The organism is Microbacterium sp. zg.B48 (assembly GCF_024623505.1).
In the GTDB taxonomy this organism is placed as follows: Bacteria; Actinomycetota; Actinomycetes; order Actinomycetales; family Microbacteriaceae; genus Microbacterium.
This window is the reverse complement of sequence record NZ_JANJFE010000015.1, coordinates 46,674-67,313: the sequence shown is the minus strand read 5'-3', so window position 1 is coordinate 67,313 and position 20,640 is coordinate 46,674. Positions and strand designations below refer to the sequence as shown.

Sequence of the window (20,640 nt, the reverse complement as noted above, 5' to 3'; positions counted from 1 at the left end):
TCGATGACGTCCTTGTTGTTGCGTTCCCCGTCGGCGCCGATCAGGTAGGTCTCCCCGATGCTGCCCTTCTCGAGGATGGTCAGCACGGCGGAGGAGTGGTCATCGGCGTGGATCCAGTCCCGCACGTTCTGTCCGGCGCCGTAGAGCTTGGGGCGGATGCCGCGGATCACGTTGGTGATCTGCCGGGGGATGAATTTCTCCACGTGCTGGTAGGGGCCGTAGTTGTTAGAGCAGTTGCTGATCGTGGCGCGGACCCCGAAGGAGCGCACCCAGGCGCGCACCAGCAGGTCCGAACCGGCCTTGGTGGAGGAGTACGGGGAGGAGGGGTTGTACGGGGTGGTCTCGGTGAACCGTTCCGGGTCATCCAATTCCAGGTCCCCGTAGACCTCGTCGGTGGAGATGTGATGCAGCCGGGTGTCGTGTTTGCGGGCCGCTTCCAGCAGCGTGTAGGTGCCCACGATGTTGGTGTCCAGGAACGGGCGCGGGTCGTGCAGGGAGTTGTCGTTGTGGGACTCCGCGGCATAGTGCACCACCGCGTCGGCGCGGGAGAACAGTTCATCGACCAGGGCCGCGTCGGTGATGTCCCCGACCACCAGCTGCACCCGGTCCTCGGGAAGACCGGCCAGCGAGGCGCGGTTGCCGGCATAGGTGAGCTTGTCCAGCACCGTGACGTGATGATCGGTGTGATCGACCAGGTGGTGCACGAAATTGGATCCGATGAACCCGGCACCGCCGGTCACGAGCAGGTTGCCCATCAGTGGCCTCTCTCCAACATCTCCAGCAGATAGCTGCCGTACCCGGATTTGACCAGCTTCTCCGCACGCTCCCGGAGCTGGTCATCGCTGAGGAACCCCTGCCGCCAGGCGACCTCTTCGGGCACCCCGATCCGCAGCCCGGTGCGCCGCTCCATGGTGCGCACATAATCCGCCGCGTCCGTCATCTGATCGAACGTGCCGGTGTCCAGCCACGCGGTGCCGCGGGGCAGGACCTCCACCTGCAGCGCGCCGCGCTCCAGGTAGGCGCGGTTCACGTCGGTGATCTCGTACTCCCCGCGCGGGGAGGGGGCAAGGTTGCGGGCGATGTCGATGACGTCGTTGTCATAGAAGTACAGGCCCGGCACGGCGTAGCTGCTCTTGGGACGGGCGGGCTTCTCCTCCAGCGAGACCGCGGTCCCGGCGGCGTCGAATTCCACGACGCCGTACGCGGTCGGGTCGGCGACCCAGTACGCGAAGATCGCCCCGCCCTCCACATCCGAGTACCGCTTCAGCTGCGTGCCCAGCCCCGGCCCGTACAGCAGGTTGTCGCCCAGGACCAGGGCGACCTTGTCGGTGCCGATGAAATCCGCGCCGATCGTGAACGCCTGCGCCAGCCCATCCGGGGACGGCTGCCGCGCGAAGGTCAGGTTCACCCCGAACTGCGACCCATCCCCGAGCAGCCGCTCGAACTGCTCCGCATCATGCGGGGTCGTGATGATCAGGATGTCTCGGATCCCGGCCAGCATCAACGTCGACAGCGGGTAATACACCATCGGCTTGTCGTACACCGGAATCAGCTGCTTGGAGATCCCCAACGTGATCGGATGCAACCGCGTCCCCGAACCACCCGCCAGAATGATGCCTTTCATCGCTCTCCCTTTGTCAACTGCACTTCTACATTCCAACAATCGAGCCCCAGCCAAGGGAGATTCTCTCTGACGTTCGGGCTCTCCGTACCCATTTGTGCCCATTTGTGTTCCGGTGCTTCATCACGCTCTCCGGTGCGTGCCGATGCCTATAGCAAGCTCAGGACCCACAGGCAAGAAATCGCGATGACCGCCATACCGGCGACGACGGCGTTGAGCTTCTCCTTCAGAGCGGCAAGCAGCAAGGCTCCCGTGGAGGCGTCGACCGCAGCGTAGGCACAAAGCAGTGTCGCCAACTGAAAATTTGGCGAGAGCGTCGAGGCAACGGTCAGAACGGCAACAATAGGCACGATGGAAATGGTGATGCGGGATGCGTTGGGTGGAAGAAACCGGTACGCCGTCCGTTGTGCAACGGAGTTCGCTACAGCGCCGACCACCCACAGCGCGACACACACGGCTGGCAGTAACAGCTCACCTCCGAATACAGCCGCAAAACCCACGATTCCGGCACCTACGACTGCCGCCCCGATGTAGAGGAACGAGAGGAACCTCATACTTGGTCGAAGCGAAGAGGATTCGCGGTGAATCACTCTAGGCATGACTGCGTTGACAAATGTGGCGACCAACGAAGCAACGATTTTGGCGGCAACGCTGAGGATCGTGAGTACCGCGGGAGGCAGTAGGACGGCCATCGACTGAATCACCGCTAGGCCCCCGTAGCTGACACCCGCCTTCGTCAAAAACCAGGTCTCTGCCCGGGACCCTTGCAGTCGGCTGACTGGCAATTCGGAAAACGACTTGTCCCCAACCTTTCGGACCGTCATGAATACGAGAAGTCCGAGATTGGCGACGGCCAATGCGGACACCATGGCAAAAATGAGCAATTCGGGAGTGGGTAACGGAAGTAGCAACGCTCCAACCGCCAGCACATTCGCGGGGATTGCAATGCCCGAAATCCAATTTGGGTCACCGGCGGCTTCTGCGCCGATGGCACGGATCCACACCCTTGCCTGCAAGAATGCGTTGACCACCGAGGCCGCGACGATCGGCAGTAGCAGTTCCTCGAGTCGCCCGTTCAAAGCCATCCAGAATGCCGCGAGAAGCACAAACCCGCTCCCGACAAAAGGGATCCAGCGGCGGATCAATCTGGCCAGTCGCGCAGTAATTCGCTCGCGGTTGAGAAGCATGGGAAATACGACTCCCACCGTGACGATCTGCGTTGGCAACATTCCCATGTTGAAGAGATAAAGGTAAACGTCAGTTGCGTCGTTCGCGCCGACTCGTGCAAGAAGTAGGATCAACTGCCCGACGCCGATGCCCTGTGACGCGACCGACAAGATCGGCGCGAGCGCATTTCCCCATCGCTTACCGGCCATCATCACCCCCGAGGTGGTTTGCCGGTAATCGGTGCGGCGTCGTCCGCGGGGTTGAATTTCGCGGGCCCCGCCCTTGAGCACATCGCATCTGCAGTCGCCGCATCAGGTGTACAGCCTTGGCATGCGCGCACCTCGTATTGCCCCGGTGATGAGCGCACCGACCTTGCGGATCTTGCTCGTCTCGTAGAGCGAAATCAGAGCAGCCTTTCGTGCCAAGACAAGCGCGACTCCAAAACGACTGGAGCGGCGCGGCTTGTGGTCGGGTGGTGTGTGCCGGTGCTTCCGCGCGAAGTACACCATGTCCGCAGCCATGTGCTCGAGGCGAAATGGCGAGTAATTGTATATCGTGCCAAACCGCTTGCGGTCGGCGGCGCCAATCGCATGCGAAATAACGGACTCGCCGGTGCGGACAATCTGATAGCCGTCCGCTCTCGCCCTAACGCAGAAATCAAAATCGACGAAGTCGATAAACAGCCGTTCGTCATAGCCGCCGATTTCGCGCCAAGCGCTCGTGCTCACGAGCGAGCCCGATGTGATTGCGTACGCGACCGGGCGCGTCTCGGTTTGCACCGTCCCGGCATTGCGATCTGCGACGGACGACGCCGCGAGCGCGATCCTACTATCGCTCGCGGTTCGCTCTAGTGCTTCCAAAGAACCAGGCAGCAGAAGCGAGTCTTGGTCGAGCAGGAGAGCAAACTCCAAATTGCGCTTGAGTGCTTCCTGAAGAATTGAATTGAGTGCATTCGCTATTCCATTGTTCGCCGGAGACTCGATCAGACCAACTCCGCGAGAAGAACAGATGGACCGTACCTCGGTAATGTTGGCCGATGCATTGTCGAATACGACGACCGCAGGGCTCTGCGAAGATGCATGGTCGATGCACGCACTCAGTAGAGCGATCTCAGGGTTGAAGGTGACGATCCCGACTAGGGCGCGCGCCCGAGTCATGGCGCCCAGCTCGCACTATCGGATGCCGACCTGTCTCGAAAGCTCGAGACTGCATCCTCCAGCCGGCGCACGTATGCCGTGCGGCTGAAGCAGCGCTCCCAATACGCTCGCGTTTCCGTACGCCCCGGCCGGTCTTGGGCTGTGCGTATCAGGTAGGGCAAAATTTCGCCGCCACGCGGGATCTCCGTCACGAACTGCCCATCGACGTAGCCGTCCATTCCGCCGCCACCGCATATCGCGACTGCAGTACCTACCTGTAGTGAGCCGACCAGAATCATGTGGCCAGCGGCCCGTTCCCTCATGACAAGTGGCAGGAACGTGAGGTCTGCGTTCCCCATCAGAGAGCCGAATTCCGTCTGTGAGACTTGACCGTAGTGACGCACCGAGGCGGTGCCCGCTCGGCGAACCCGTGCCTCCCCTCCGACCGCCACAATAAGCTCAATCGCCTTGCCTGAAGCCAAAACTTCAGATTCAAGCGAAGCAAGAGCAGCATGATCGCGATCGGAGGACCCGCCAACGAATATCTTCAAGGTGTCGGGCTCTGAGGGTCGATCAGACGGCAAGTATGGGAAATCGTTGCCATAAACTACGGACGTAGCTCTGCCGCCCGACATACGCCAGTTGGACGCTTCAACCGTTGAAAGTGTAATCACCCCGCTGTCACCGAGAACTCTGCGCAGCACATTCCAATTGATCGTTCCCGGCGTGGCGTACAGTCCAGTTACGACCACTGGCATTCTCGTAAGAAGGCGCAGGCAGACGCCGATCCAGGGGTTAGTAGCAAGGTATGTCACGCGACGTCGTCGCTTCGTGGCCCGAATCGCGACGAGAACCGAGTCCAACCCCAGCCCTAGGCTGCGCTTGCCAAACCGAGACCCGGTCGGCGCGGCGTGATCGAATGTGATCACGTCGATGACGTCGCGCATCGTCCGCCACATGGCAGCGGATGTTTTGGACGCTAGAGTCACGACGACTATTCGGGCCTGCGGATTGACCGCTTCATGACGATTGGTGTTCATAGGTCCCTCGTGCGGCATGCGAAGCGGTCCCATCCGACAACCGCGCGGCGAATGGACGACTCTTGCACTTGACGAATGTCGGTCGCCCCGGTCGAGAGTGCGCTGCGAATCGCCTCGATCCAAGATCCCGCGTCATCATCGGCAAGCCAGCCGCTCGACTCACCAACTATGTCCGCCAGTACCGAGTTGCGTGGGCCGACGACGGGTGTCCCCGCCTCAAGAGCGCGGATCGCAACACCACTTTGGTAGAAGCGCTTATAGGGCACCAGTACAACGGATGCGGATGAGAGCGAAGATTGAAACTCCAATTCTGTGACGAACCTGGCGTCCACTTTCCATCCCTCGACGCTCGGCCAACCACGTCCCGTGACGGTCAGTTCCCACGCCGGGTCGGCGAGACGCGCAATGTCCACAAGCAGCTCGATGTCGCGGTCAGCCTTGTACTGACCCATTACTGCGATGTGTACTATGCCCGCACTATTCGTTTGGGCGGGCTCCGTGACCATCGGATGCGGCACCAAGATGACAGAGTTGGATTCGAGCTTTATGGCCCTTGTAAGCGAATCTTGTGCTCTCTTGCTGTGAGTCACCAGCGCCACCTTGCCGATGAGTCGGCGTGCTGTGAATGCGGCGGCTCGGCCATAGCCGACCGCGCGTACCAGCGGTACGGGGTCATGGACGACCAAGACCGATGGTCCGACGAGGGCTCGAAGCAACAATGTGTCCCACAATCCCAGGACGGGCCATGTTGATAAGACAAAACTGTTGTTCGTCGACTTGCCTATTCGGCGCGCAACCCGCAAGGACCGGAGATACGAGGCCAACCAGGCGGCTCGACTGAGGTGCGGGGCAGCCGACGGCTCATTGACAGCTACAACATCGGTGGACACCCCAGACGCTGCCAGAACCTGTCGGATCTCTTCCGTGTAGTGGTTCAAAGCCGATCCCAGAGGATTGACTACGACAACACGAGCGTCGGCTCTGGGTAAGACCGCAGTGGCACCTCGACGGAGCTCACGGAGTTCGTCCCGCTGGCGACGGAGAATTAGTCCAGCTGCGCGACGAAGCAACGGTATCGATACGCCCACCACGCGCACCGGTAAGGGCGAATGGCGCTTATGGAGGAGCCGGAGATTGCGGGCGAAGTAGAACGCTGGCGTTCCGTCCGAATGCTGTGTCGCGCGAGCATTGACTACGACAGCGATTCTCCCTGCTGCGTATCCAAGACGTAGATGGAGGTCGACCTCTTCCATATACAGAAAGAACGACTCGTCGAATGGACGCTGGGGTAGTGCCGCCGTCCGGTACATCACGATGGCGCCGTCCAGCCAGGCGGAGCTTTTCGTAACGTTGCCTGGCGATTCCGTAGGACGGCTCGTGTCGTGCTTCGGCGACCTCAGGATCCTGCTGAGATGGCCCCCTGCCGACCACACTGACGAGGGCTCGTCCCGTGAGTGAAGCACCGGTCCCACTGCCACGAGCGAATCGTCACTGCGGAGCGCAGCGGCGAGACGCGCTATGCAAGAGTCCTCGACAGCGACTTCGTGAGTTGTCACGAGCGTGAAGGTGGTCGACAAGCCCTTCCGCCTCAGGAGTGATAGGCCATCGTTGACGGCTGCGCCATAGCCGCGGTTGGGAACCCTCAAGATTTCCACAGGTTGGGGGATCGCGAGCCGCAATGCCTCATCGAGATGCGGCAACTCCGAGTTGTCAACCAGTACCAGCCTCGAAGCACTCACTCCGCCCGCTATCAATCCACTGATAACCTCGCCGACTGTGTCATGCCTCTTATGGTGGACGACGATCGTTGCAACGTCTGCCAATGTGGACGACTGACTTGGTGTACTCATCGCCGTCGCATCCAATCGTCAGCGCGCTGGCGCCCGTCGCGCGAGGGAAGGCTTGCCGCAACCACCGACGGGTCGAGCGGTGCCGCCAAGGACGCACAGATTGCGGTTTCGAGATCCGAGGCTGCCGAAATAGTGGTGTGACCATTAGCGCTCAGCCAACCCGAAAGTCCCGTTTCCGTAGTCGTCACTATAGTCAAGCCATGGGAAAGCGCTTCTTTAATGGGCAGGCCAATCTGTTCCCGCCACCGGCCGTCACGAATAGACGGCGCAATTAGGACGCGGTGTGTGCGATAGATTTCGACCATTAATTCATGATCCACATGGGGCAGGTATGTCCGGCGCTCGGGGCGCTCTGATGTCCACAGAGCTACATCAGCGGCGAGGGGCCCATCGCCGACGATCGTGATGTTAGCCGACATAGTGCTCTCGGCGGCGGCCCACGCGGGGAGCAATTCGGCAACCCCTTTTCGATTATCGAGCGTTCCTACGAAAAGCGCCCCGTCGGTGTCTCGAGTCACTAGCGGGGGTGAGGGGGCCGGAAGCTCCAAGATCAGTTCATGTTCGACGTTCAACATACGTGGAATATTGGCGTAGGTTGTCATCGATCCGGGGCTACCGAATACGAGTCCATCTAGGATCCTGCTATACGTCGCGCCGACAATCTTGAGTACCAGCGCGCTCACCAAGGACTGCAGGCGTCCGCGATAACCGACCAGGGCGGTCGTCTCATTATTCTCGATGCAATATGCGACCAGTCGAGCACGCCGACCCTTCATCAGTCGCACAGCTAATGCAACAGAGGTAGTGAAGCCGAGCTCGCGCATCCACAACGGTTCAGGCAACTCAACGACCACGTGGCGAGTAGCGCGCAAGGCGTGCCAGAGCGAGGCAACGGTGAGTTTGGTTGCCTGGCTTGCGTCCGGCTGCCGCGTCATATCCCATTTCAGTTTTCGATAAAGGACGACATCGTCGGGAGCCCACCGACCTAGGCGCTGCACGTGCGCTGCGCGGAGTTCAGGAATGACATGAATCACGCGGCTGGTCAACGTTCCGCCAACTGTCGGAGCGCCTTCTCGTATTTGGAGTTGGCAGCGTCCCAGGTGTACATCGCGTTGGCCCGCGCTATCGCCTCGACAGCGAGTTGGTCGAGCGCGCGTCGATCGCCTAATAGGCGCGTCACCGCTTCAGTGATCGCGTGCGCGTCTGCCGGTATGAAGCGCCCGAGCCCGCCGAGGACCTCACGGTTGTACGCCGTGTCGCGGGCGACCACCGGCGCTCCGCATGCCATCGCTTGAACGAGTGCTGGGTTCGTGCCGCCGACGCTGTGACCGTGGAAATATACGCCGGCATGCTGCCAGAGTGAAAAGAGTCGGCGGTCATCGCTGATGTGTCCTAGCCAATGGATGCGGTCATTTTCGGCGGAAAGGCGCGCCGCAGTTTCATCGAGTTCGCCGCCGTAGCCGCTCGAACCAACGATCACCACATCGGTACGTTTCGCGATCTCCCGCGCGGCTTCGAAGAACTCGGGGATCGTGTTTTCCGGTACGAAACGAGCAACCGCGAGGACATAACCTCGGTGCTCCAGCCCAGGTTCCACCGGCAGCACCTCATCCAACAGGTCACCGCCGTACGGGATGAACTCACCTTGTAAGCCGAACTCGTTGTTCCACCGTCGTGCGATTTCCTGCGAGTCATAGACGAGCCGCGTAGCGTGCTTCGCCGTCCAACGGGCGCCGGTGTGGAACACAGCTTTGGCTAGTTTCCCCCACTTGGCCCGATCCCATTCGATTCCGTCCACATTCACCAGGGTCGGGACACCCGCTCGCTTCAGAATTGGAAGCCAGTAACCGTTGGCAACGTTCATGACTAGAGCGGCGTCCGGCTTGGCCCTGGCCGCGTGACGTGCCGCGGTCAGTCCAAATGAAAGCGTGCTGAGGGACTTCTTCTCCATCCCCCAGGTCTCAACGGATCGGATGCGTTCGTCTCGCGACGGGTCGTCGACCAGCAGCGTCCCTGGACGGCTGTAGACCGTGACATCCCACCCCGCATCGGCAAGGTAAGGCGCCAGTTTCCGCACGGCGGTTTCGAAGCCGCCGTAGTAGCTGGGGTAACCACGGGTGCCGATGATCGCGACAGAGGGCAAGACAGACCTTTCACAAGGGGTACGGACAGTTGAAGACCTGCTAGTGCGCGGTGGATCCTGGCGCGAGTGCCGCGCGGGCCGTCTTGAGCAGAATGACGAAGTCGCCAATTAGCGACCAGTTCTCGACATATGAGAGGTCCAGCCGCACGGAGTCTTCCCAGGACAGAGATGACCGTCCCCCGACCTGCCATGCTCCCGTAATGCCGGGTTTGACGAGAAAACGCCGGTGCACGTGATCGGCATACCTGGCAACCTCAGAAAAGAGAGGCGGCCGCGGCCCAACCAAGGACATAGACCCCGCGATCACGTTGAACAGCTGGGGCAATTCGTCCAAGCTAAAGCGCCGCATGAAGCGTCCAACGCGAGTAACCCGGGGATCGTTCTTCATTTTGAAAAGGACCTCGTTGCCCGCGTCCCGCTCACCCTCCAGAGACTCGAGGAGATCTTCGGCATTAGCGACCATAGTTCTAAACTTCAGCATCCGGAATTCGCGCCCACGAAGGCCAACCCGAACCTGCTTGAAAAGCACCGGTCCGGGTGACGAGAGCTTGACCGCCAGCGCGAGAGCCAAGAGCAGTGGGCTCGTCAGGACAACGCCAAGTGACGACGCCACGACATCCATGAAACGTTTAGCGAATCGCTGCCCGGCCGAGAATCGAGGGGTTTCTACGTGGATCAGGGGAAGCCCGGCTACAGGGCGGGAGTGTATGCGAGGCCCAGCGATGTCCGTGATGCTCGGCGCCAGCACGAGGTGCTGTCGGCCAGCCTCAAGGCTCCAGGATATTTGTTTGACCTTGTTCGGAGGCAGGTCGTCGGTGCTGGTGACTGCCACAGTGTCGGCGTCAGTTGCCAGAATCGCGCGCTCGACAGCGTTGACGTTCCCCATTATTGGGATATCGGTCCCCTCAATGAGGTCAGCGATCTTCCCCGTAGGGACGCAGGCCCCCACCACTCGATACCCTGCGCTTGGCGAACGCCCGAGCTCCCGCGCGATCTGCGCGACCGAGTCCCGTGAGCCCACGAGAAGGACCCGAGCAGAGTATTCGCCCGCAGATCGCTTCGCGATTAGCCACTGGCGCCACAGCCAACGCTCGAGGACCAGCACAAGAATGCCAAGGGGCAGCGCTATAAGCAGATATCCCCGCGCAACATCAATCCGAGTGAGGAACGCCAGGATTGCTACCAGGCCAAATAGTCCGACGCTCGCATGGATGACACGGACATACTCTGTAGTCCCGGTGCCAATCACGCGGTAGCTACGTGAGTCGATGAGCGTGAGCGCCCACATCCAGGCGACAACGAGGCCCGCCGAAAAGAGCCAGTATGAGATTTCGCTGAGGCGGCTGTCTTCCCGAATTGATAACTGGGCGTTGCCGGCGCCGAACCAAATCATCTGCGTTCCATAAACCGCCCATACCAGCACGAGCAGATCGCTGACTCGCAGTTGCCGCGCGTAGCGCTCCCGCCAGCGGGACGTAGCCGTCCTCACTCTCGTTGCTTCCAACGACGCTGCGGCGCCAGTGGCCGTTCGATTGGCGTCGGACTCCGGCGACGTCAATGTCGCGTCGGTGTGCAGACTCGACGTCAAAGGCGTTCTCCTGTAGCTCAATCTCCCCAAGCCGAGACTAACAGGCGCCGGTAACGGGAATGTTTCTCACCGGGAGCGGGGACGTGTCGAGTCCACGCGTGCGCGAGTCAGCGGCGCCGAGATTCCATATCGGGGCGGTGTCTCGCGGTGTCCGGGGTCTACGGCTGGTCGCAAGCGCCGCATCTGGTTCTTTGCGGCGCGTCAAGGCACGACCGTGAAGGAGTCCGGAGACCAGACAAGGGTCCCCACTGCATCCGAAGCGATTGCGACCGGAGAGTGAATATCGACGCCCTCTGCGCAGCCTTCCGGTACGGGTTGCGCACTATCCGCGGCGATGAATCGTGTCAGCGCCAGGCCCGAACATCCTTCCTCAGCGTGGGCGACGAGCAGGTCACTGCCCGCGACAGCGATAGCCGCGACCTTCCGAGTCGGCAAGCGCACCCACGTCTCGTCAAGTAATACAAAGGCGTGGTCGTCGCATATTAGCCCCGCCACGGATAGCAGAGCGCGGAACCCATGCGGGTGGATGCATGGTGCGGCAACCGGCCCGCTAGGCAGTTGAACGATGGAGGGGTCGAGGAGATCGATGTAGCGCGATGATGCCAGGACATCGGGATACGCCTCCCAGTATTGCCCGTTGGTGAAGCTGCGCATTGCTTCCGTTTTACAGGCAGGACCAATGGCGGCAACCACCTCGACGGCGTCAACAGCCACCCCGTCCAGCGACGCGATTTGCGCTATCCCCCTGTAAACCGGCGTCACATCCGCCCAGCTTGAACCCCCATCGTTTGAGCGCTCAACTAAGGGCTGCGTGCGGCCGCACGACCCCGCAACGGCCCGCCAAAGGGTGCCCGACCTAGCGCTTAGGAACCGTTCCTGGTCAGCCGGGGGAGTGAGGCGCGAAGTCGGCGTCGGCGATGGAGACGGCGTCTGCACGCCAAGCGTGAACGTCGGCACCGGTGCCGGCGATTGCCACGTTGACGGCGGGGTCGCATGCCGCAGTGCGAGCACCGCGAGAGTAGCAACAGCCAGACCGAGCACCGTCACCGCTGCGATTGCGATCAGACGTGCACTGCGCGACCGATCGGCAAGACGAGGCATCTGTCCGCAGTCACAACGTGGGGGCTGACCGACGTGGAGTTACGCTGGTCACCGGTGTTTGAGTAGGACCCTGCTCATGATTTGGCAGGGCGGCCGCTGAGTGCGCTGTGCCGGTTGTTCCCGGCTCTTGCCACACTCCCGCGCTTCGGCGGCGTGCCGATCTGCCTCTGGCCGACCGATTCTTGTGGCCGCGCACCGCCTTTTCGGGAGCGGCCGCATATCCGTAACCGTATCCGTACCCTGCGCCATAAGTGTAGTAAGCGTCCGGGCCGCGCGTTGGAACCATGGACAACACGACGCCAGCGATCTTTGCTCCCACAGTTTCAAGTGCTTCCACCGCACCCGTCAGCTGATGCCTGTTCGTGTGTCCGGCGGAGACGACGACGATCGCCCCGCTTGTAGCCTTCGCGAGGATCGCGCCGTCAGTCACAGGAAGCAGAGGCGGCGCGTCGCAGAGCACTACGTCGAAGTCGCGCTCGAGCACCTCAAGCAGGGTGTGCATCTGCTTCGACCCCAGCAACTCACTTGGGTTGGGTGGAATTTTTCCAGCCGGCAGTACGTACAGGGTGCGTCCGCCCCAGGGCAGCATCACCTCGCCGATGCGGGCGCGGCCAATCAACACGTCTGTGAGACCAACGCCTCCCTCTATGCCGAGGTACTCCGCCACCTTCGGCTTGCGTAGGTCGGTGTCAAGGAGTGCGACCCGCTTGCCTGCGTCCGCAAGAGCAATTGCCAGGTTGATGGTGGTCGTCGACTTGCCCTCGCTTGGAACGCTGGAGGTGATTACGAAGCTCGAGCGACCGCCCATGTCTAGGAACTGCAGGTTCGTCCGGAGCGCGCGGAATGATTCAGCACGCGGGCTGAGCGGGTCAACGTGGACGATGAGTGGACGTTCCTTTGCCCTCGGGTCGAACGCGATGGCTCCGATCAGGGGTCGATCGGTAACCAGCTCTACATCGCGCGGTGTTCGGATGCGTGTGTCGAGGAGGGCACGCAGCACTGCGATACCGATTCCGAGTGCGAGCCCCACGACTGCACCTAGAGCGAGGTTTAGCGGGACGTTCGGACTAGCGGGAGCCAGGGCCGGAAGCGCATCCTTTACCCGTGTAAGACGCACCGGACTTGAGTCCATACCGTTCGGTGTCTCAATCGCTTCGACGGCGCTGGTGAGGCTTCCACCGATGGCGTTGGCAATATCTGCGGCTGCAACTGGGTCGGCGTCGGTAACGGTTACCGTGATCAAGGTCGTGTTGAGAGGACTGGACGCCGTGATGCGTCCTGCCAACTCGCCCGCGGTCATGCCGAGACCAAGTTGTGCGATCACGGGGTTCAAGACAATCGGCGTCGGAACTAGGTTCGCGTATGTCGTTACGCGGGATTGCGTGAAATTTTGCCCCTGCTGGAGTTCAGCGACGGTGCCCCCGGCCTGAGTCGAGACGAACACTGTGCTGGACGCTTCGTACTGTGGCGTGCGAGTCAACGACCAGCCCGCGGCGACGGCCACTCCAATGAGCGTGGCGACTGCGATGATCAGCCAGTTCTTGCGGAGCAGGCGGATGTAGTCGGTAAGCTCCATGATGCCTCTCGGTGCGCTGAGTCGGGGGGCGCAAGCCTCCCTCATCTTGCCATAGGCCATAGATCGGGTTGGTGCGCGGACCCGTACAGGGTGCCAATCACGCACGTGGTCTCTAAGAGCCCGATCACCCCGCACGCACGCTATCGCTCGGGAACGGCGGGCGTCGCGAACTATCGTCGCTGGGCAGCCCAAACCAGATGGTTATGGGCGCCCAGTCGCGTCACCGTTGTTTAGTGCGCAAATGGGCCGGGAGCGGATACGCCACGATCCCATAAAGCAAGACGACCACCAATAGCGCTTGTTCGAAGAACCAACCACCGAAGCTGCGCAAGCCGTCAACAATTGACCTTGTCATTCGAAATCTCCCCAGATGCCGCCCGATCCCCAGATGGGCTGGCTCACGAATGCTACTCTTCCTCCCCGCTGAACAACAGCGCCGTCTTACGCCAATGTCCGACACGCCCTCGAAGGCTCGCTTCGGTTGCGCCTGCTGGCAGACTCGTCCAACTCCGCGGTTGATCCTTGACCTGGCTGTCTGGTCAGCCCCCGGGCCGGGTCATCCAGGCGAGGAGCTGGTTGGCGCTAGATGCCCCCAGCCGCGGGACGGACAGCGGGGGCACTGTCTTCAGCCCACGGAAAGACGAATGATCCGGACGACTTCGTCGATGGGCCGCTCAAGTTCCGCGGCGGACCGTTCGTAAGCAGCCATGCCCCTCTTGTACGGGTCGACCACGTCGTCCTCGCTTGGGTCGGCAGGAGGCGGCAGCATTCCTCGATGTGATGCGACCGCCGCCGCCGCCGCACGGACGCGCGCCGACGGATCGGACCCGGCAGCGGCAGCTGCGTCACGAATCTCGCCGTCGGCGATCGCTGCTGCAAGCCTCGCGAACTCGCGGACAGTGAAAGTGCTGCGCAACCGTGCGGGAGCGAGTTCGGCGACGCGGCGTCGGTGATCACGCGTCATCGTGAGGATCAGGTCAGGCGATTCCAGGAGGGCCTCGGTGAGATAGCGGGAGCGGTGCGCGGCGGAGTCGGCCGCTGGAACACCGAGCCGGCTGGCCAGCGAGGCCGCTTCGGGTGTCATCGCGACAGCGTCCAACCCGCTAGTGCCGGCGCTATGCACTCTTCCCTGGAGCGGGGCGAGCCGTGCCCGTAGGAGCTGCTCTGCGAGCGGTGAACGGGCAATATTTCCCGTGCACACGGTGAGGATGTCGAACACCGAGGGGCCTCCGCAAGACAAGGTAACGTGGGCGCGTGTCAGACCACTCTATCGACGTGACAGCGCCTGATCTCGGGACCGGCGCGGCGATGACTGATGTCACGGGGGCAGGGCCGGTTCACACCAGAGCCGCGCGCCGGGGTATGTCTATGGCAGCCCCCGGGCCAAGCACTGATTGGCGGCTTGGTGGCCGCACAGTGACACAGTGGCGTGAATGGCTATTGGCTTTCGGGCTCCTTACGCTCGGCGTCTCCGTCCTGGCGGGGGCGGCCGTTTCGTGGCTCTGGCCGACACCGACTGGGGCCGCATCCGCAAGTGCCATCGTCTGGATCGGGATGTTGATACCTGTCCTCTGGGCCTTTACGCGTACGCAGCCGGTCACTCTTCTGAGGTTCCGAGCCGTGGACCTGTTGTACGGAGTCGCGCTGGCAGGAGTGCTGCGAGTCATCCAGGGATGGCTCGAGGTGGCAATCGGAGGGTCTGGTGCGATTCCGTCGTACCCGCTCGTGAACGGTCAGCTGTCAAGCCTCTGGTGGCTCACCGACGCCGTCTCGGTCGTCGTGATCGCGCCGCTGATTGAGGAGTTCTTCTTTCGAGGTGTCATTCTCGTCGCGCTGTATACGCTGCTGCGCCGGCCGTTTGGCCGGGTAATCGCTGGTCTGGCGGCGGTAATCCTCAGCACAGGCCTCTTCGTGCTGCTGCACGGGCTCACCGGTGCGATCTCGACGGATCGGCTCGTGTCGGTCGCGCTGCTTGGGCTGGTCTGCGGCATGCTCGTTATGCTGACCGGGCGCATCTGGGGCGCCGTTCTGGCGCACGTCGGCTTCAATTTGAGTTTTTTAGTCATTTCTTTGGTGGGCACGTTCCTGGTGTAGTTCCGCGGAATATTGACGATCTGTTCATGGTGTGTCCCCCGAACGGGGGACATTGCTCCACGATTTTGTTACCTCGCCGAAACGAATTCGACTCGCCATATGTCTTGAGGTATTGCTAAGCTTTCCCAAGACATAGGAATCCCATAGAGGGTTCCGCCAGCCGTCCAGTCGCGAAACCATTCCCCCGGGGGTTCTCCACATGTTTAAAAAAGTCTTCACTGCGGCTGCTGTCGCAGGTCTTCTCGTCCTCGGCGGCGGCTCTGCCGCGCAGGCCCTGTACAACGGCGACGACGAGCCGATTACTAGCGTCTCGGCGCCGACGATCACGGCCGGCAACTCCACCGTGATCACCGTGTCGAACCTGAGCGACGAGATCGACAGCGTCTCCTTCACCGCTAACGGTGGTGCGCTGTCGTCGATCGTGCTTGCGAGCGTCGGACCTGTCGTCAAGCCGGTCGTCAACGGGAGCGCATCGGTCACCTTTACGGCAACCGAGCCGGGCAACTACACCGTCTGGGCCCGTGACGCCGCGGGCAACTCCCTCGGTTCAGTGGCCGTTACGGTCGTCGCCGCTGGTAGCGGCGCTGGTGGAACCGGTGGCGGCACCGGTGGTACCGGTGGCGGCCTCCCGGCAACGGGTAACGAGCTCCCGGCTGCAGCCCTGTGGCTCGGCGTCGGTGCCCTCGGCATCGGTGGCATCGCCATCGCAGCCGGTGTTGCACGTCGCCGCGCGCAGTCCAGCAACTGATTCTTCAGCAAGTAACGAGGGCCCCGGGCGCAAGTCTGGGGCCTTCGTTGTGGGTCCTTCGAGCTGAGAGGTAGGCGGGTATGGCCGTAAGCGCGGCAGCGCCATCGGAGAACGCCGGTTCGTCGAAACCTGGGGGTTCCTTCATGCGGGCGTACTCGCGGCCCGGCCTCGCTCTCACTTTCGCCGGGCTGGGGTTCGTCGGAACTCTCCTGCTGCTCACCGTCTACCTGAACCTGCGTGCGAGGTGGGTCGCGCTGCCCGAATGGCTGCTATCCGTCCTCGATCTCGTGCTTATCAACCTGCCGATGGCGGTCGCAGTGATCGGTGCAGGTATTGCGGCGTCCAGGGTTGGGATCGCTCGGGCTACCGGCACCCGATCCTGGCGTTGGATGGACCTCGCCTACGGATTGGGCGTGGGGCTCTTGGTGCGCGCGGTCGTCGAGCTGGTTGCGCCGACATTCGGGACACTGGGTGGGCCGTTCGGTCAGCCCGCGCTTGCCACCACTGTTGTGCTCGTGCTCGGCGCCGTGTTGATCTCGCCGTTCGTCGAGGAGTGGTTCTTTCGAGGGCTGGTGCTGCGGGCGCTGGTCGACGGCTTATCGCAGGGCCGCGCTTCCCGAATAGTCGGCGGTGCCGGGGTGGCTTCGGTGATCGCGATTGTGGTCTCAACCTTCGCGTTCGCGTCGCTGCATTTCGTGCCGTGGGGCTCCAATGTGGCGATGTCGCTGGCGATCGGAACCTTTGGCGTCGGCCTGGGGTGTGGCATCCTGACACTGATCACTGGGCGGCTCGGTGCCGCGCTGGTCGCACATGCGTCTTTCAACGCCATTGGAGTTGTGCTGCTGCTGGTGTAGTCGTTTTCGACAGCTCATCATTGAAGTGCCAGACGGCCGGAGGCGAGCGTTGCCACGGCTGACGGGATGAACGCCAGATGAGAACTGTAAGTTTAGATGAGTTGGTCTTCCTGGGCGAGCGCGTCGTGGCGGTGTGAGCAGTAGCCCGGATGACCCGCGGCCGTCGATCCCTCGAGCGTAATAATCGCCTCGCAGCGAGGTTCGCTGGTTTCCCCGGCCTTGGTTCCGTATGCACACAACCTGTGAGTTTGCGCGCGTTCGCGTCGTGCTCTACCAAGCATCTGTGACCCCCAGAGGCACAAGACGAACGGCTCCATCGCCATGCGTCGTCGGAATGTACCATGTGCGTCATGCTGCTACAAGCGACTGCTGCCATGTTTACGTTTGTCAGGCCCGTCGTTTTGGAAGCCCCAGCATTGGCTCACGGTCCAGGCCCCGATGATGAAGCGGCATTGCACGCGGAGCATCCGCGCAGTCGGCCCGTCAGGTCGATGCCCGAGCGGCGCGGCGTCAGCTTGTTCGCTTAGGGAGTGACGGCACTGCCCGGTATCATCACCCTGTGGGTAGCCCAACGTTAGAGATGATCGCAGTCTCTGTCGTCGCCATCACCATGGCAGTTGTGGTTTTGACGTTGCGGCGGAGTCAGCAGATCACGGCGCTGCTCGTCGGGGTCAGCGCTGGCCTTGTTGCCGTCCAGGTGGTGCGCATTCACGTCTTCACGATTGTTGTCCTTCTGTGGCTGATCGCGTCACGAAAACCAGGCCGTAGCCGGGTCACCAGCGCGATCCTCCTTGCGGCAGCCGCACTATTGTTGGCTTCCACTGCGTTTATCGGAGATCTGGTAAACAGCGCCACCCTTGGTCTACAGCTCATTGCGCTTGCAGCTAGCGCCATTGTGATCATGGTTCGATCAAACGAGTCTGATCGCGCCGCGATGTTGATGGGCCTGCTGGCGGTCATCTCGTTCTCGTCCCTGGCGGCGCTGCTGCAAGTCGTCGGGGTTGTACCGACCGAACTGTGGCACGTGTCTGTAAGTGCGCTCGGGCGACCAACCGGGATCTATCCCGAACCGGACTGGTTGGGTATGTTCGCGGCAGTCGGTGTGGTCCTCGCTTGGCGAATCCCCATGGTTCGCTCTGCGCGAGTGATCCTGCTGAGCCTCAACGTCGCCGCGGTCGTTCTGGCGTTCGCCAGGGCTGCTTGGGTTGGTCTTGCGGCGGCTGCCATCATCGGTTTGCTCGCATACCTCACTCGCAACCGGAAGGCTAGAAGCAAGTCACGCGGCCGGTCCGGCCGGTTCGCGGCGTTGGCTGCCGTGTCCACCGTCGCTGCAGTCGCGCTTGTGATGAATGAATCGCTGCGTCGGGATCTGCTCGTGCGCGTGGCAAGCCTGTTCGGATCTGATCCCACCGATATCTCGGGTCAGGCGCGAATCCGGCAAACGAATGCTCTGATCGAACTTGCGACCGACATCCCCATATGGGGTCATGGAATTAGTGCGAGCGGCCGGGTTTCCGTCTGGGGCGTGATCGACGTTCATAACGAGACGGCTAACAATGTCGCGAGCAATTGGCTACTTGCGATGTGGGTAGACGGGGCGTGGTTCGCTGTCCCACTGATCGTCCTATTCATTGTCACCGCCTGGCGCGGTTGGCGGACAACTGCGGGTCTCTCGCTGATCCTCGTGCTGGTAAACAGCATGTTCTCCAACGCGACATATTTCCCCGTGACGTGGCTACTGCTTGGGCTCACCATGGCCGAGATGCAGGCGCGGACGCTGGAAAGAGAGGAGGGCGGACACTCCGGGCCTAATCCCTCTTCCGTACGCGCAGGTTCTGTCGATCTCGAAGCCCTCCGCCGCACCTCGTCGTCAAGCCCATGACTGGGGAAAGCAACCATCCTCGCGCTCGGGTGCCGGCGAGGACCCTAGCGTTCCGCGAGATTCTTGCGCCCGATTAGGCGACTCAGCCAATCGGGCGTCGAGAAGAAGGAGGCCACCGTGCGGCTTCGCAATGCGAGAGCCCACAGCCCCAAGCAGACGGCGAGCGTACCGGCGAATAGGGCAAGCGGTAGCCATGAGTGCGCTGCATCCGGCAAGGGCAGTGTCGAAGCGACGTACGCCAGCACGGTGAGAGTGGTGTAATGGGGCAGGTACAGATACAAGGTATTCCTCCCCGCCCATTGTGCGAGGCTGGCCCTTGCGAGGATTACGCCTAGCCCAATGCCCGCCGCAAGGCCAAGCCCGCGCGAGACGAGATTCAGCCCCGGCAGCGCCCAGACCGGAACGAGCAGGATGAATGCAGCCCAGACTGCCACAGCGAGGAGCGCTCCCGCGATGCGTAGTCGCTTGGCAAGCCATCTCATGAATGGTGCGTACGTCACGCCCGCAGCGAAGAACACAAAGTTTTCGAGCGCGCCGTCCCAGCCAACATTTCCAAGTGTGATTACACCTCCAAAGGCCAGGGTAGACACGCCCGCGCTCGCTGATACAAATACCCAGCCGGGCACGTAGGCCCACAGTCCCCGACAGAGGACGAAAAAGAGGGCCAGAGCCCAAATGAACCAGAGAGCACCTTGCGGGCGCAGAGGAGTGGCGAGCGCAGTGATGAGTTCTGCGGCATTGCTCTTACCCGGCGTGCTGACATTTGGCACCACCATGTATACCGCCGTAGTGACCGCTTGCCAAACGAGGTAAAGCCACAGCAGAGCTGCAAGTTTGGATCTCAGCAGTTCCCGCCACGGCATTGTCATCCATTTGACTGCGAGCATCCCTGAGAGCGCGAAGAATAAAGGGAGCCGCATCGTAGCAAGCAGATCGTTCGCCTGCAACCAGACCTCTGATAGGAAGCCAGCGGCGCCCGCCCACTGCGCAGAGTGGTAAAACACTACGAGCAAAATCGCGACACCGCGCGCCGAGTCGATCCAGTGAACCCTCACGGCAGAAACGCTACCCGTTTGTGGCGGAAGTTCGGTTCACATAGCGACAGCGAGGTCCCGTTCGACTTGTGTGGAAGCACATAAAGACGAGCCGCGACCGTGCAAATTGGCCGAATGCCCGGGGCGTACGCCACATTTCCCTGTAAGTCCCCACCATGCGCCCGTAGAAACCCCCGATGAGAGGGCTTGCGCTTAGGTCCTAGGGTCGGTGTCAGCCCGAACTCGCGCAGGACACCGCTGCCCCACGGCGGTACGCCGATCACCGGTGACGGTCAGGTGCCGTCGGACCGCGCTCAGCCCCCCCAAGCAAGCGTGCCCGACGGCGCCGCCGCCGCCGCACCGTCGCTTGAGCGCCGTATCGAACTAGGCGCGCGATGACAAGGCCCCCAACCGTGTCTGGGCTGCCAGGTAGGGTCGTTCATGCCCGGGTCCGAACCATGCACATTGCTGTCCTCCAAGGCGGCGGATGCGAGGAGCGGTCGGGTAGGTGCCGTCGGACGCTGTCTCCAACTCCATTGGCGCGTCCGCCGGCACCGGCAAATCCTGGCCGTCCTCCTTTATTGAATGTCATGTTGCGTGACGGTCTCTTGCAGGACATCGCGCCGCCCGGCACGAAGCGCTGCTTCCGGTTCGTGATGTCGACGCTTCCAAGCACGATCGACCGCGGTGTGTACCCCTCCGCGGGCCAACCCGCGCGCCTTAGTAATGTTGCAAGTCATCGGCCCTGGTTCGCCCCAAGACGGCGACTCTGGCGCACATGCCAACCCTCGAGACTGCTCATACAC

Annotated in this window: 17 protein-coding genes; 4 read left to right on the top strand and 13 right to left on the bottom strand. The window is 61.9% G+C overall.

Features of this window, described 5'->3' with window-relative positions; all coding sequences use genetic code 11:
- The 12 genes from rfbB to NQ152_RS12005 form a co-directional block, all read right to left on the bottom strand.
- A partial coding sequence (gene rfbB / locus NQ152_RS12060; protein ID WP_257524144.1) for a dTDP-glucose 4,6-dehydratase occupies positions 1-755 on the bottom strand: 755 nt, incomplete at its 3' end.
- The gene (gene rfbA / locus NQ152_RS12055; protein ID WP_257524143.1) at positions 755-1,624 is read right to left on the bottom strand and encodes a glucose-1-phosphate thymidylyltransferase RfbA; all 870 of its coding nucleotides are present in this window, start codon (positions 1,622-1,624) and stop codon (positions 755-757) included. The genes rfbA and rfbB, both read right to left, overlap by 1 nt.
- Before the next feature lie 146 nt (positions 1,625-1,770).
- Positions 1,771-3,078: a hypothetical protein gene (locus NQ152_RS12050; protein ID WP_257524142.1), complete on the bottom strand. Its 1,308-nt coding sequence runs from the start codon at positions 3,076-3,078 to the stop codon at positions 1,771-1,773.
- A 21-nt stretch (positions 3,079-3,099) separates the two neighbouring features.
- Positions 3,100-3,945: a glycosyltransferase gene (locus NQ152_RS12045; RefSeq protein WP_257524141.1), complete on the bottom strand. Its 846-nt coding sequence runs from the start codon at positions 3,943-3,945 to the stop codon at positions 3,100-3,102.
- Positions 3,942-4,964 carry a hypothetical protein gene (locus NQ152_RS12040; RefSeq protein ID WP_257524140.1) on the bottom strand — a complete coding sequence of 341 codons (1,023 nt, stop codon included), beginning with the start codon at positions 4,962-4,964 and terminating at the stop codon, positions 3,942-3,944. The genes NQ152_RS12045 and NQ152_RS12040 overlap by 4 nt, the downstream gene beginning before the upstream one ends.
- Complete coding sequence (locus NQ152_RS12035) at positions 4,961-5,416, bottom strand: glycosyltransferase (RefSeq protein WP_257524139.1); 456 nt, start codon at positions 5,414-5,416, stop codon at positions 4,961-4,963. Before NQ152_RS12035 ends, NQ152_RS12040 begins: the two co-directional genes overlap by 4 nt.
- 1,394 nt (positions 5,417-6,810) lie before the next feature.
- On the bottom strand, positions 6,811-7,860 hold the full coding sequence (locus NQ152_RS12030; protein WP_257524138.1) for a glycosyltransferase: 1,050 nt from the start codon (positions 7,858-7,860) through the stop codon (positions 6,811-6,813).
- The gene (locus NQ152_RS12025) at positions 7,857-8,957 is read right to left on the bottom strand and encodes a glycosyltransferase (protein WP_257524136.1); all 1,101 of its coding nucleotides are present in this window, start codon (positions 8,955-8,957) and stop codon (positions 7,857-7,859) included. The genes NQ152_RS12030 and NQ152_RS12025 overlap by 4 nt, the downstream gene beginning before the upstream one ends.
- 40 nt (positions 8,958-8,997) lie before the next feature.
- Complete coding sequence (locus NQ152_RS12020) at positions 8,998-10,461, bottom strand: sugar transferase (protein ID WP_257524147.1); 1,464 nt, start codon at positions 10,459-10,461, stop codon at positions 8,998-9,000.
- A 285-nt stretch (positions 10,462-10,746) separates the two neighbouring features.
- A complete protein-coding gene (locus NQ152_RS12015; RefSeq protein WP_257524135.1) occupies positions 10,747-11,307 on the bottom strand; it encodes a hypothetical protein in 561 nt (186 codons plus the stop codon).
- 349 nt (positions 11,308-11,656) lie between these two features.
- Positions 11,657-13,222, bottom strand: a complete 1,566-nt coding sequence (locus NQ152_RS12010; RefSeq protein WP_257524134.1) for a polysaccharide biosynthesis tyrosine autokinase — start codon at positions 13,220-13,222, stop codon at positions 11,657-11,659.
- 625 nt (positions 13,223-13,847) lie between these two features.
- Positions 13,848-14,423: a low molecular weight phosphatase family protein gene (locus tag NQ152_RS12005; RefSeq protein WP_257524146.1), complete on the bottom strand. Its 576-nt coding sequence runs from the start codon at positions 14,421-14,423 to the stop codon at positions 13,848-13,850.
- Positions 14,424-14,842: 419 nt separating this feature from the next.
- Here NQ152_RS12005 and NQ152_RS12000 point away from each other — a divergent pair, with 419 nt between their 5' ends.
- From NQ152_RS12000 to NQ152_RS11985, 4 genes are all read left to right on the top strand, one after another.
- Complete coding sequence (locus NQ152_RS12000) at positions 14,843-15,316, top strand: CPBP family intramembrane glutamic endopeptidase (RefSeq protein ID WP_257524133.1); 474 nt, start codon at positions 14,843-14,845, stop codon at positions 15,314-15,316.
- Between the two features lie 199 nt (positions 15,317-15,515).
- Positions 15,516-16,064 carry a hypothetical protein gene (locus tag NQ152_RS11995; RefSeq protein ID WP_257524132.1) on the top strand — a complete coding sequence of 183 codons (549 nt, stop codon included), beginning with the start codon at positions 15,516-15,518 and terminating at the stop codon, positions 16,062-16,064.
- A gap of 143 nt (positions 16,065-16,207) precedes the next feature.
- Complete coding sequence (locus NQ152_RS11990; RefSeq protein WP_257524131.1) at positions 16,208-16,918, top strand: CPBP family intramembrane glutamic endopeptidase; 711 nt, start codon at positions 16,208-16,210, stop codon at positions 16,916-16,918.
- A gap of 559 nt (positions 16,919-17,477) precedes the next feature.
- Positions 17,478-18,800 carry an O-antigen ligase family protein gene (locus NQ152_RS11985; protein WP_257524130.1) on the top strand — a complete coding sequence of 441 codons (1,323 nt, stop codon included), beginning with the start codon at positions 17,478-17,480 and terminating at the stop codon, positions 18,798-18,800.
- 44 nt (positions 18,801-18,844) lie between these two features.
- Here NQ152_RS11985 and NQ152_RS11980 read toward each other — a convergent pair whose 3' ends face one another.
- Positions 18,845-19,855, bottom strand: coding sequence for an acyltransferase family protein (locus NQ152_RS11980; protein WP_257524129.1), 1,011 nt, complete (start codon positions 19,853-19,855; stop codon positions 18,845-18,847).
- Positions 19,856-20,640: the final 785 nt, after the last annotated feature.

What these genes read in the sequence shown, in the direction of transcription:
- NQ152_RS11995 (WP_257524132.1), top strand. Translation starts at nt 15,516, where the DNA reads ATGTTTAAAAAAGTCTTCACTGCGGCTGCTGTCGCAGGTCTTCTCGTC.
- NQ152_RS12045 (WP_257524141.1), bottom strand. Translation starts at nt 3,945, where the DNA reads ATGACTCGGGCGCGCGCCCTAGTCGGGATCGTCACCTTCAACCCTGAG.
- NQ152_RS12040 (WP_257524140.1), bottom strand. Translation starts at nt 4,964, where the DNA reads ATGAACACCAATCGTCATGAAGCGGTCAATCCGCAGGCCCGAATAGTC.
- NQ152_RS11990 (WP_257524131.1), top strand. Translation starts at nt 16,208, where the DNA reads ATGCGGGCGTACTCGCGGCCCGGCCTCGCTCTCACTTTCGCCGGGCTG.
- rfbA (WP_257524143.1), bottom strand. Translation starts at nt 1,624, where the DNA reads ATGAAAGGCATCATTCTGGCGGGTGGTTCGGGGACGCGGTTGCATCCG.
- NQ152_RS12010 (WP_257524134.1), bottom strand. Translation starts at nt 13,222, where the DNA reads ATGGAGCTTACCGACTACATCCGCCTGCTCCGCAAGAACTGGCTGATC.
- NQ152_RS12035 (WP_257524139.1), bottom strand. Translation starts at nt 5,416, where the DNA reads ATGGGTCAGTACAAGGCTGACCGCGACATCGAGCTGCTTGTGGACATT.